This window comes from Marinobacter maritimus, assembly GCF_007671675.1.
In the GTDB taxonomy this organism is placed as follows: Bacteria; Pseudomonadota; Gammaproteobacteria; order Pseudomonadales; family Oleiphilaceae; genus Marinobacter; species Marinobacter maritimus.
The window spans coordinates 665,149-677,410 of sequence record NZ_VCGW01000002.1; the positions used below are offsets into that span (position 1 = coordinate 665,149).

General features: G+C 53.5%; 7 protein-coding genes. 4 read left to right on the forward strand and 3 right to left on the reverse strand.

Features of this window, described 5'->3' with window-relative positions:
* Positions 1 to 7 precede the first annotated feature (7 nt).
* Entirely contained in the window at positions 8 to 1,990 is a 1,983-nt protein-coding gene (locus tag FFI90_RS10155) for a hypothetical protein (protein ID WP_144777899.1), read from the reverse strand.
* 327 nt (positions 1,991 to 2,317) lie between these two features.
* Positions 2,318 to 3,682 carry a KamA family radical SAM protein gene (locus FFI90_RS10160; protein WP_144777900.1) on the reverse strand — a complete coding sequence of 455 codons (1,365 nt, stop codon included), beginning with the start codon at positions 3,680 to 3,682 and terminating at the stop codon, positions 2,318 to 2,320.
* 640 nt (positions 3,683 to 4,322) lie between these two features.
* Between FFI90_RS10160 and aceE the strand changes: the two genes are divergently transcribed.
* From aceE to FFI90_RS10175, 3 genes are all read left to right on the forward strand, one after another.
* The gene (aceE, locus tag FFI90_RS10165; protein ID WP_144777901.1) at positions 4,323 to 6,989 is read left to right on the forward strand and encodes a pyruvate dehydrogenase (acetyl-transferring), homodimeric type; all 2,667 of its coding nucleotides are present in this window, start codon (positions 4,323 to 4,325) and stop codon (positions 6,987 to 6,989) included.
* Positions 6,990 to 6,999: 10 nt separating this feature from the next.
* Positions 7,000 to 8,685, forward strand: coding sequence for a dihydrolipoyllysine-residue acetyltransferase (gene aceF / locus FFI90_RS10170; protein ID WP_144777902.1), 1,686 nt, complete (start codon positions 7,000 to 7,002; stop codon positions 8,683 to 8,685).
* A gap of 159 nt (positions 8,686 to 8,844) precedes the next feature.
* Positions 8,845 to 9,366: a DUF2478 domain-containing protein gene (locus tag FFI90_RS10175; RefSeq protein ID WP_144777903.1), complete on the forward strand. Its 522-nt coding sequence runs from the start codon at positions 8,845 to 8,847 to the stop codon at positions 9,364 to 9,366.
* A gap of 61 nt (positions 9,367 to 9,427) precedes the next feature.
* Here FFI90_RS10175 and FFI90_RS10180 read toward each other — a convergent pair whose 3' ends face one another.
* Positions 9,428 to 10,555: a DcaP family trimeric outer membrane transporter gene (locus tag FFI90_RS10180; protein WP_144777904.1), complete on the reverse strand. Its 1,128-nt coding sequence runs from the start codon at positions 10,553 to 10,555 to the stop codon at positions 9,428 to 9,430.
* Positions 10,556 to 10,725: 170 nt separating this feature from the next.
* Here FFI90_RS10180 and FFI90_RS10185 point away from each other — a divergent pair, with 170 nt between their 5' ends.
* Positions 10,726 to 12,177, forward strand: coding sequence for an exonuclease domain-containing protein (locus FFI90_RS10185; RefSeq protein WP_144777905.1), 1,452 nt, complete (start codon positions 10,726 to 10,728; stop codon positions 12,175 to 12,177).
* Positions 12,178 to 12,262 lie beyond the last annotated feature (85 nt).

Consider the following 12,262-nt stretch of genomic DNA (forward strand, 5'->3'; position numbering starts at 1 on the left):
GGTGACGTCAGTTACCGGTCTTTACCAGAACAACCATGCCCAGTTCATCCGGGTCTTCGTTTGCTTCTGCGTAGCTGAGCGTGAAGACACCAAGAGTGGCGTTTTCGTTGAAAAAACCTTCCATAGTGGTCGTACCACCGCCTTCTCCGCCGACTGTCAGGGTGCTTATGCCCGCGCCTCCCAGACTCACGTCGACTGAGAGGTTTTCGGCGGTATCGGTGGCGATGTCAAGATTACCGCCCAGGCCGGTTTTGCGAACTTCGAAAAACGCGCCGTCAATAGTGCCACTCGTTTCCGATGCCATCGTCAGGAAGGTGTTGAACTTGCTTGACGTCATCAACAGTTCCTCGCCGGCGTCCAGCTTCATGGACATCAGCAGCATGCGGTACTCGTTGCCCGTAACCGTTGGGGCTGATTCCGGTAGTTTTACCAGCAGCGTTTTGTTGGTTTCAGCTTCCTGCTGATTGGTGCCGTCGGCTTCAGCGAATACCAGCAGGTCAAAGGTGTCGTTAATGAAACCGTCGGATGGCTCGCCACCGGCTGACGTGATGTCGCCATCTGCGGTAATGACCATAGGTTGGTTGGTTTCGGCAGTCTCTGTGATGGGGTTGTAGGTGGCGCCCCCTGGTGTCAGGCCTATCAGGTGGCCTGCGACGGTACCGTAATCGTAATTCCCGGCGCCATCAAAGGTTAATGTATTGATTTCAGTTTGAACCTCAATGATGCCGTTTGTTACCCAGGACTCCAGGAAAACCCGACCGAATGTTCCGGTCAGGTCGCTATTGGTAAATGCGGCGGGTTGCCGACTAAAAACTTCCAGTGAACGGAAGGCCTCGTCCCCCAACTTGTTCTGTGGATCTATAGCGTCTTTGATGTCATCGTTATTGGTATCAACTGTTGCGTATCGCACAGCGGCTTCGTTTGAAATCAGGAAGAACGTGCCAGTATCTGCGACACGCAAGAGGTTTAAGTTGATGCCAGGAAAGCGCCAACCAAAATCGCCGTCTATGTCCTCTTCAAACTCACCGGCAATCGACAATATGCCGCTGGAGGTAAGGGTTGCAGGAAAGCTTTCGTCAACCGACTCTGTTTCTGATTCGTAGTAAACGCTGCTTTGGTTCAGTGCATTGCCAGACAGGTTGTAGTAAAAGCTGTCTTCTGCAAGGTGTGTAATGGTGACGGCGCCGTTTCCGTTATCTGCAAATGTAAACGTGCTGGACCATAGGTCGTTGGCGAAGGTACCAAAGTTGTTGCTGTCGCTGTCGTGCAATCCGAAAGAGAGTGCAGAGCTGCGATAGTTGCCGGCAATGCCGGAAGCATCCCCTTTGGTAGATGTAACGATAGCGACTTCACTTTCAAGAAAATCGCCTAGTTTATCTTCCAGTGCGGTAAAAGCCTGCTCCAGATTGTTTGAGCCTGATAGCGTAAGATCAAACTCCTCTACCCGGCCGGATAGCTTTACTACATCGGTTACAGCAAGCTGATCCAGCGCGGCACCCTGGCTGATGAACTTCTGCAGTACAAACTCGGATACTGGTGAAATGTCTACATCCTGCTCGACCACTTGAGCGCGGAGCGTGTCATTGCTACCGGTAATTCTGACAACAAGGTTGCCCGCAAGATTGACGCCCTGAGGCAGGGTCAGATTGTAGTCCCCGGTAATCGACGTGGCGGTTGTTGCCAGCACATCACCCACTTGATTGCCGGAATTGTCGACCCGGATCAACTCAACTGTGGCACCACTGATCGGATCAAGCCCCGTAATGGCTGCCGCAAGGGGAGAAATGAAGAAGTTCAGTGCCAGTTCGAGCGCGTTTTGCGCCTCGTAATGTGCGACTGCGCCTGCCGGAGCGGTCGCTGTGCCGGAAATGTCTTGTGAGTTGGCTTGAGGGTTTTGTGCCGAGTTGCTGCTTGATGACCCTCCGCAACCAACAAGCAGTAATGAAGAAGACAGCGCGCCTGCTATTGCTATGTGTTTTATTATCTTCACCGAAAACTCCTTATGAACCGCCAATGTTGAAGTCGATGAAGCTATCACGTGTTTTTTTTTGCGCATGCCCCCATATGGGGGTGTTGAGATCGCAAGGCTTGGGGGATGAACTTTAGAGCAGGGCGGGAGCCCGCCAGGGGACTGGCTTTAGCCTGTCCGGTGGAAGACGCCCGGATATATAAAGAAACACAATTTCACTCTTTTTAACCATTTAGTTCGGGTTCAAGCACTTGTTGTCAGCCCGTGAGGGCTGCCGAAAGTGAGAAGGCCAGATGAATCCCTCCATCTGGCCTTCCTCTCAAGCTTTATCTTTGTCTGGTTGCAGCCTCAGCCGGTCCCTTTCTTCATCGCTTCGAACTCATCCTCGAAAAAGAACTTTTCTTCGCCAAATGCCGGCTCCAGTTCATGCAGCCAAGTCGCTGTCTTGCTGTACTTGGCAAAGAATGGACGCTGCACCCAGTCGGGGTTTCGGCCTTGCAGAAAACGCAGTACAAAAACCTTTTCGCCATTCACTTCGGCAATTCCCTGGACCTCCACTTTGCCAGGTCCGGCGCTCATGCTGGGACCGCGCGCGGTGCGTGCCAGGCCGCTGACTTTTTTCATGGCTTCGCGGTAAATATTGAAGGCTTCTGCAAGCGGCACTTCGAAGTAGTTCTTGGCGCCGGTGTCGCGCTCCACAAACATGTAGTAGGGAATGATGCCGAGCTGTACTTCTTTCTTCCACAGTTTGGCCCAGGCATCTGCATCGTCGTTCACGTGTTTGATCAGGGGGCCTTGTGCGCGGATTTCCGCGCCGGTAGCACGGATACGACGAATGGCCTCTTCGGCAATGTCGGTGGTGATTTCCTGCCAGTGGTTGTAATGGGCCATGATCGCAACGTGCTTGCCGGCGTCCACAAGCTGGGCAAACAGATCGATCAGCTCATCTGCATCCTTGTGCGTCACGAAGCGGTATGGCCAGAACGTTAAAGCCTTGGTGCCGATTCGGATGGTCTGGATGTGGTCGAACTCTGGCTGTAGCAAAGGCTCAAGGTACTGAGCCAGACTTTTGGTTTTCATGACCATGGGGTCGCCACCGGTCACCAGCAAATCGGTTACTTCGGTGTGCTCCTGCAGATAACCATGCAGCTTGTCCGCTTCGGTGCTCGACATTTTCAGATCTTTGTCGCCGACAAACTGCGCCCAGCGGAAACAGAAGGTGCAGTAAGAGTGGCAGGTCTGGCCCTGGGCCGGGAAAAATAGCACGGTCTCGCGGTACTTGTGTTGCACGCCGTCGAGCACTTCGCCTTCAAGCTCCGGCATGTTCATTTCCATCTGGCCGGCCGGGTGAGGGTTCAGCTCGTCGCGGATCTCTTTGGCGACGGCCTGAATTTCTTTTTTCTCGGCGCCGTCCCGATGCATCTGGGCCATGCGCTCAAAGTGCTCGTCTTTGAGCATGCCTTTCTGGGGGAAAACCAACTGATAAATGGGGTCGTTGGGCACCTTGTCCCAGTTGATCAGTTCGTTGATCACATACTCATTCACCCGAAAAGGCAGCACGCTGGCGACGACCCTCATTTCAAACAAGGTCTCTGCAGGGAGGTTCTGAATGATCTCGATCTTGTCTAACTGGCGGTCGGTGTAAACCTTGAAGCGTCGCTCCTCGAATTCAGCTGTAGGAATCCGGTTGGGAAAAGTGACGATTGAATTCATGGTTCGCCCTCTGTGATTAAGAGTCTGAAATTGCGGAGGGCAAATAAGCGCCGCTCCGATGGTCAAAAAATGGGCAGAGGAGTATACATAAATTATTGTTTAGTTTCAGGTCTAATTAAAAATGTGAAGAGTAAACTGGGGGCGGCAAGCGTAAAGCTATTAACTATCTGAAAAACAATATTAATTGCCGTGAATGGCTGTCAGGTTTTGTATCGATATCGTTTAGGACGGTAATGAAAAGAGAGGTTCTGCAGGTACTAAGACGTTGGTCGGAGTCTGGTTGTTTGGATATCGAAAAAAAGGCATTATTGCGTAACTAATCGTAATTATCTTTGTGATTTGTCGGAAGGTTTCACGTTTCAGCCAAAGTTTTTGAGTAATAGGTAGTAAAAATACTACGGAAATCCGGCCTTGATTGATATGTCCTGCAGTTGTCTGGCGATAAATGGCTCAATCTGCGGGGCAGGGCAGCGAAAGCTGTTCTATGCTTTATAAACATAAATTTTGCCATTGGCTGGAACATCGCCCGGCAGGTTGTTTAAAGACAAGAAGCTGTATTTTCGCAGCTCATCGTTATCGCAAGCGCGGATGCCGGTCCCGGCACCTGTAGCACTTTTTTGATTTGAAGGGGGGAGGTTTGATGTACCAGGATGATGATCCGATTGAAACCGGTGAATGGCTTGATGCGCTTGAGTCACTGATCGAAAATGAAGGTATAGACCGAGTAAAGTACATCCTTGAGCGTCTTTCTGAGCGTGCCAGCCGGGATGGCGCCGAGTTGCCTTATGCAATTACCACTCCGTTTCGCAACACCATTCCATTAGTGCAGGAAGCCCGCATGCCGGGTGATCTGTTCATGGAGCGCCGTATTCGCTCTTTGATTCGCTGGAACGCCATGGCAATGGTAGTTCGGGCCAATAAACGCCCGGGTGATCTGGGTGGTCACATTTCCACATTTTCATCTGCAGCCACGTTGTACGATGTAGGGTTTAACTACTTTTTCCACGGCGGTGATGAAAAACGCGAGTCCGATCTTGTGTATTTTCAGGGGCACGCGTCGCCGGGAATTTACGCCCGTTCCTATCTCGAAGGCCGATTTGACGAGCCGCAACTGGACAAGTACCGCGAAGAAGTCGACGGCGGTGGCCTGTCTTCTTACCCGCACCCCTGGTTGATGCCGGACTACTGGCAGTTCCCCACGGTTTCTATGGGTCTGGGTCCGATTCAGGCTATTTATCAGGCGCACATCATGAAATACCTCGACAGCCGTGAGCTGGTCGAGATGGAAAACCGCAAAGTGTGGTGCTTTATTGGTGATGGCGAAACCGACGAACCTGAAACCCTTGGCTGTATTTCCAAAGCTGGCCGTGAAAATCTGGACAACCTGATTTTCGTAGTGAACTGTAACCTGCAACGGCTGGACGGTCCGGTGCGTGGCAATGGCAAGATCATTCAGGAGCTGGAAGGCTCGTTCCGTGGCGCCGGCTGGAATGTCATCAAAGTGGTTTGGGGTCGCATGTGGGACCCGCTGTTTGATCAGGATGAAGACGGCACCATGCAGCGTGCCATGGACGAAGTGGTCGACGGCGAGCTGCAAAGCTTCACTAATGCTGGCCCGGCTGCAACGCGGAAGCAGTTCTTCGGCAAGTACCCGAAGCTGGCGAAGATGGTCGAAAACTGGACCGATGATGACATCAACAAACTGAACCGTGGCGGCCACGACCCATACAAGGTTTATGCGGCTTATAAGAAAGCGGCAACCGAGGCCAATGGCAAGCCCACAGTTATTCTGGCTCACACTATTAAAGGCTACGGTTTTGGTGCTGCTGGCGAAGCCACCAACACGGCTCACTCGCTGAAAAAGCTGGATACCGAAACCCTGAAATCGTTCCGCGATCGTTTTGCCATTCCGTTGAAAGATGAAGAGCTGGACGACGTACCTTATTACCGCCCGGCGCCAGACAGCCCCGAACTGATGTACATGAAGAAGCGCCGGCAGGACCTGGGTGGTTTCTATCCCAAGCGTCGTAAAGACAGCCAGCCACTGCAGATTCCTGACCTGGATATCTTCAAGCAGGTGCTGGAAGGTTCCAACGGCCGTGAAATCTCCACCACCATGTCGTTCGTGCGCATTCTGAGTGCGCTGGTTAAAGACAAGCGTGTAGGCAAGCGGGTTGTGCCGATTGTTCCGGATGAGGCCCGTACCTTCGGTATGGAAGGCATGTTCCGCCAGCTGGGTATTTATACCTCAGAAGGGCAGAAGTACGTGCCGCAGGATCGCGAGCAGATCATGTATTACCGTGAAGATAAAAAGGGCCAGATTCTGCAGGAAGGCATCAACGAAGGCGGTTCAATGGCGGCCTGGATGGCGGCTGCTACCTCCTACAGCAACAACAACTTCCCGCTGATTCCGTTTTACGCATTTTACTCCATGTTCGGTTTTCAGCGGGTAGGCGATCTGGCCTGGGCTTCTGGCGACATTCAGGCTCGTGGCTTCCTGATTGGCGGTACCGCAGGGCGCACCACTCTGAATGGCGAGGGCTTGCAGCATCAGGATGGTCACAGTCATATCCTGGCCAACACCATTCCCAACTGTAAATCTTACGATCCGGCTTACGCCTATGAGATGGCGGTGGTGATTCACCATGGTATGAAGGAAATGTATGAAGACAACAAGAACGTCTTCTACTACCTGACCATGGAAAACGAAAACTATGTACAGCCTGCGATGCCGAAAGGGTGTGAAGAAGGCATCATTAAGGGCATGTATAAGTTCAGTTCTGTTGAAGCCAAAGGCAAGGGTAAAACCAAATTGCGGGTTCAGTTGCTGGGTTCCGGCGCCATCATGAACGAAGTGAATGCGGCTGCCGAACTACTGAAAGACGATTGGGGCGTTAGCTCCGATGTTTGGAGTATCACCAGCTTTAACGAGTTGGCCCGCGATGGCCAGCACGTAGAACGCTGGAACTTCATGCACCCTGACGATAAAGGCCGTAAGGCTTATGTTACCCAGTGTCTGGAAAACCAGACGGGCCCGGTGGTGTCGTCTACTGACTACATCAAGCTGCATTCCGAACAGCTTCGGGCGTACATCCCGAAAACCTTCCTGACTCTGGGTACGGATGGCTTTGGTCGCAGCGACACCCGTGAAAAACTGCGTGATTTCTTTGAGGTTGATCGCTACCACGTGGCCCTGGCGGCGCTTTCCGCTCTGGCTAAAGACGGCGAGATCAAGCAAGAGCAGGTTCTTGAAGCCATGCGCAAGTACGGAATCGATCGCAATAAACCGAACCCGGCGCACCTTTAAGGAGACCGCTATGAGCGAACAGGAAATCAGGGTCCCGGATCTCGGCGGGGCAGACGAAGTTGAGGTTATTGAGCTTCTGGTCAGCGCCGGCGATTCGGTTGAAGCAGAAGATCCGATTCTGACCGTTGAGACTGACAAGGCCTCCGTCGAATTGCCATCCCCCGGGGCAGGCAAGATCATCAAGCTCACCGTAAAGGTGGGTGATAAGGTGAAAGAAGGCGATGTGGTGGGCACGATTGACTCCAGCGGCGAGTCCAGCGGTTCTGATGATTCTGCTGACGAGCCGGAAGCGAAGGCCGAAGAAAAAACTGAGGCGGAATCCAGCTCCAAAGGTGGGGCTGAGCCGGACGCGAGCAAACCGGCGCCAAAGAAAAAATCTGGCGGTTCACGCACGGAAGTCGTGCTGGTTCCGCCTCTGGACGGCATGGAAGATGTGCCGGTTATCGAAATCAACGTATCGGAGGGCGATACTGTTGAGGCCGATGATGCTCTGGTAACCGTAGAGTCCGACAAGGCATCGATGGAAATCCCGTCGCCTTTCGGTGGCAAAGTGGTCAAGGTTTTTGTGGCCGAAGGTGACAAGCTGTCCGAAGGCGACAAGCTTCTTGAGCTGACCGTTGCCGAAGATGGCGGCGACGATGATGTTGAAGAGAGTGGCGATCAGGACGATGCGCCCGCCGAATCCGGTCAGGAGTCAAAGCCTGAAGCTGAAGCAGATGAGAAGGCCGCTCCGAAAGAACCGGCGGCGCAGCCTCAGAGCGCGGTCAGTGAGCCACCGCCGCCAGGCGCTAGCGTTCATGCAGGCCCCGCTGTGCGTAAGCTCGCCCGCGAGCTGGGCGCAGATATGACCCGCATCAAAGGCTCTGGCCCGAAAAGCCGGATCCTGAAAGACGATGTGCAGAACTACGTGAAGAGCCAGCTGCAGCAGGCCCAGCAGGGCAGCGCTGTGGCGACAGGCTCCGGTATTCCGGGCGTTAAGCTGCCGGACTTCAGCCAGTTTGGTGACATCGAGAAAGAAGCGATGTCACGAATGATGTCGGTTACGGCGGCTAACATGCAGCGTAGCTGGCTTAATGTGCCCCACGTGACCCAGTTTGAGGACGCCGACATCACTGATATGGAGGCGTTCCGCAAATCGCAGAAAGCCGCCGGTGAGAAAAAGGGCGTGAAGATGACGCCGTTGCCGTTCCTGCTCAAGGCCTGTGCGACAGCTCTTGCGGAACTGCCGCAATTCAATGTGTCTCTGGACATGGAGCGCAAAGAGGTGATTCGCAAGCAATACATTCATATTGGTATTGCGGTGGATACACCGAACGGGCTCATGGTTCCGGTGATTCGCGATGTGGACAAGAAAGGCCTCTGGGAGCTGGCAGCCGAAAGTGCTGAACTTGCCCAGAAAGCCCGGGACAAGAAGCTGAAACCGGCAGAAATGCAAGGAGCCTGCTTTACCATCACAAGCTTGGGCGGTATCGGTGGCACCGCATTTACGCCCATCGTGAATGCTCCGGAAGTGGCGATTCTTGGTGTTTCCAAAGCGGCCATGAAGCCGGTGTGGGATGGCAGTGAATTCCAGCCAAGGCTGTTGCTGCCGCTGTCGTTGTCTTACGATCACCGCGCGGTAAACGGGGCCGATGCGGCGCGGTTCACGTCGCTGCTTAGCCAGGTTCTTGGGGATATTCGTACCTTGTTGTTGTAAGTCGTTGTTGCAGGTTTCTGATCCAGCGCAACCGACGCTGGCTTAAACTAGCTAAGATCGTAAGTGTGAAATGCATAAGGGGGTGCAGAGCAATCTGCACCCCCTTTTTCCGTAATTATAGGCAGGAGTGTAGGCAGGACTTTCCTGTTGGGGACTTGTATGAGCACAGAACTGAACCTTGCAGCTATTATCTCCGATAACGACGATCAGCCGGTTGATGCGTTGCTGCATGAACTGGCAGCGAGCCTGAGCCGCCGTGGCGACAGAGTAGCCGGGCTGGTAATGGCATTAAATGCGCAGGGTTTGCGGCGGGAGCCTATGGCGCTTCAGGATCTGGAGACGGGGCAAGAGTACTCTATTGCACAGAACCTGGGTAAAGCGTCGCAATCCTGCTGCCTGGACCCTCGTGGGCTGGCAGAGGCCACCGGTGTACTGCGCGCTTTGCTGGAAGACCCGCCTCGGCTGGCGGTTGTGAACCGTTTTGGTCAGCAGGAAATTGACGGCAAAGGGTGCCGTGCAGAGTTTCTTCAGCTACTGGACGCGGGTATACCTGTGCTGACGGTTGTAAAGCGTAAATTTCTGAAGCAGTGGCACGAGTTCGGTGGTGGAGAAGCGGTTGATCTGCCGTTTTCTGAAGTGGCTGTACTGCAGTGGTGTGATGGGGTTTTGAAGAAAAGGTAAGGCGAGAAATAGATACGCCCCGGAAAACCGGGGCGTATCTATCGTTGCTTAACAGTACGTTTTAGAAGTTGTACTGGGCTGCAAACATCAGGCGATTCGCGTCTGAAGAGTCGCCAGCTACGGTTTCCTGATCAAGGTAAGCGTACTCAACGCCCATCATGACGTTCTTAACCGGAGTCCACATGTAGTTGAACAAAACATGCTGGTTGGTCTCTGCTTGGCTGTCGGTTGTCGCGCCTGCAGCGATGGCATCATCCAGATCCAGTGTTGTCGTGCCATAGCCAAGGTTGATGCTACGACCACCACCAAGGTTCATGCTGACACCGACTGCGCCGCCGTAACCCTTGATGGTTTCAACGCTGTTTCCGTCAAGGTACGCACTGTTGCCATAGTAGTTGTCGCCAGAGCGCCACAGGTAGCCATTTGCACCGTCTGTGTAGTTAATTGCGCCCTGAACCGTAAACATATCGCTCAGTTTCAGTTTGAGGGCGCCAAACACGGCATACCCGACGGCGCTGTCGTCATTTACACCATCATCTGACGTAATCTGGTTTGCTAGAACCGCTGCAGAGTATGACAGTGCGTCTGTAGAGTCTTCGAGTCTGGCAGTGATTGCAGGCGCGGAAGTGCGGCCAGTGCCACCATAAGTCGCTTGCGAGCTAGGATCTTCAATAGAGAAGGACATAGCGCCAGTGGTATAACGAACCTGCTCGGCACGGTCTTGGGCGCCAGCGGTGCCCGCCAGGCCGTCAAAGTCCAAAGTTGGAGTGTTGCCCACAAAGCTTGTGTAGTTTGACCAAGTGCGGCCTGCCAGAAGCCCGTTGTATGTACCATAGGCATGACGCATACGCAGACTTCCAGGACTCGAGCCCGAGCCGCGGAAATCGCCTTCGATATTCACCATAACGCCGGAGGAATGCTTGACTTTAACGCCCAGACGGCTCTGCTGCACGTCGGCGCCGAAGTGCCCTTCGATGTCGTCATCACCGCCGCTAAACTTACCGGAGCGAGTGCTCGCTGCACGGTCAGCATTAAGATCGTAGCTCATGTTCAGGCGAGCATAACCATAAATGCTGGCTTCAACGTCGTCGCCAACGTTCAGGCTTACAGCGTTCGCTTGGCCAGCAATACTCAGCACGGCTGCAGCCGCCGTCGCACGAATGGCCATTCTCAATTTGTTGCTTTGCATTGTTGTTGTCTCCACACATTAGACAATTATTTTTGTAGGACCCGCCGTCAAGATAGTTACCATTTCATGACAATTCAAATAAATTTGCACAATAGTTAGACGAAGGTCTATGACGGGTTTTTGTTTCTATACAGGTATCTGCGGATATATTTCGGTATTAAGATAGCTTCATGTTCTCCAAAAGTACTCTCCTCAGTAACACCACGCTTGCGTTTCTCGATATTGAGACTACCGGTGGAAACTCATCCCATGACCGCATTACAGAAATCGGAATCCGTTTCTGGCGGGCAGGCGAGATCGTGGGCGAGTGGCAAACCTTGCTCAATCCGGGTACTCGTATTTCTCCCTTTATCGAGCAGTTGACCGGCATCTCAAATGCCATGGTCTCCGATGCGCCATCTTTTGAATCCATAGCCGATGTTCTTGAGGAAAAGCTTGGGGATACGGTATTCGTTGCCCACAACGCGCGTTTTGATTACGGCTTTATAAAGTCGGAGTTCCGCAGGTTGGGGCGCGTATTTTCTGCGCGGGTACTGTGCACCGTAAAGCTGTCACGGCGCCTGTACCCGGAGTTTCGCAGACATAATATGGATGCGTTGATCGAGCGCCATGGGCTGGCTCAAGTTCAGCGGCACCGGGCCATGGGAGATGTATCTGCAATGCTGGCGTTCTTCACCCACGCGTTGGCGGAAAAAGGTAGCGCGCAAATGGAGGAGGCTGTTGCCGCTCTGTTACAACAGCCAAGCATTCCGTCGCACCTTCCTCTGGATACCCTGAAAGCTCTGCCGCGTAGCCCGGGTGTTTACCGGTTCTACGGCGAAAACGACGTGCTTTTATATGTAGGAAAAAGCACCAATATTGCACAACGGGTGGCCTCGCATTTTTCTGGGGACCATAACACCGGCCGTGGCGTGCGCATTTCCGAGAGCCTGCGTCGTGTGGAATACACCGAAACCGCCGGCGAACTCGGGGCGTTGTTGCTGGAGCTTCGGCAGATCAAAACGCTAAGCCCGCTTTTTAACCGTCGCTCCCGTGCGGCGAAAAACCTGGTGAGCATCGAATTGGCGCCCAATGGTTCCGGATATTTGCAGGCAAAACTGGTGCGGGAAATTGAGCCGCATCGCTTGGGTAATTACTTCGGGCTGTTTCGAAGCAAACGGGATGCCGAGCGTGCCTTGAGCGGCATCGTCGCGAAGAACGAGCTTTGCAACCGGTTACTCGGCCTTGAGCCTGAACACGAAGGCCCGTGTTTTCAACGTGCGCTGGGGCGCTGCAAAGGCGCCTGTGAGGGTGTAGAAGATGTTGCCCGCTATAACCTCCGGGTGCAGATTGCCTTCCACGAGCTACGGCTGCGGACCTGGCCCTGGAAAGGGCCAGTGGCGATTGTCGAACGCAGGGAGGATCAGATACAGTCTGACATACTGGTGGTCTATAACTGGATGCATGTCGCCACTGTGCATGATGAGCAGGAGCTGCATGATCTGTCTCTGCGCGGCAAGTCGGTTACCTTTGATCTCGACTCTTACAAGCTGCTGGTCAAGGCACTGATGGGGCCCGATAATAAGGCGCATTCCCTGATCGAACTGCCTGCCGTTGGAGAGCCGGATGTGCTTATGCCCTGAGTGGCGTATTATGAGCTATTGATCCGCACACCTACGTACTTGCCCGCGCCGGCAACTCTACTATTTTTATAGGCTTAACTGCTTT

Bases quoted from the DNA above. Each gene is read 5' to 3' on its own strand.
- FFI90_RS10160 (WP_144777900.1), bottom strand. From the start codon at position 3,682: ATGAATTCAATCGTCACTTTTCCCAACCGGATTCCTACAGCTGAATTC.
- aceE (WP_144777901.1), top strand. From the start codon at position 4,323: ATGTACCAGGATGATGATCCGATTGAAACCGGTGAATGGCTTGATGCG.
- aceF (WP_144777902.1), top strand. From the start codon at position 7,000: ATGAGCGAACAGGAAATCAGGGTCCCGGATCTCGGCGGGGCAGACGAA.
- FFI90_RS10175 (WP_144777903.1), top strand. From the start codon at position 8,845: ATGAGCACAGAACTGAACCTTGCAGCTATTATCTCCGATAACGACGAT.
- FFI90_RS10180 (WP_144777904.1), bottom strand. From the start codon at position 10,555: ATGCAAAGCAACAAATTGAGAATGGCCATTCGTGCGACGGCGGCTGCA.
- FFI90_RS10185 (WP_144777905.1), top strand. From the start codon at position 10,726: ATGTTCTCCAAAAGTACTCTCCTCAGTAACACCACGCTTGCGTTTCTC.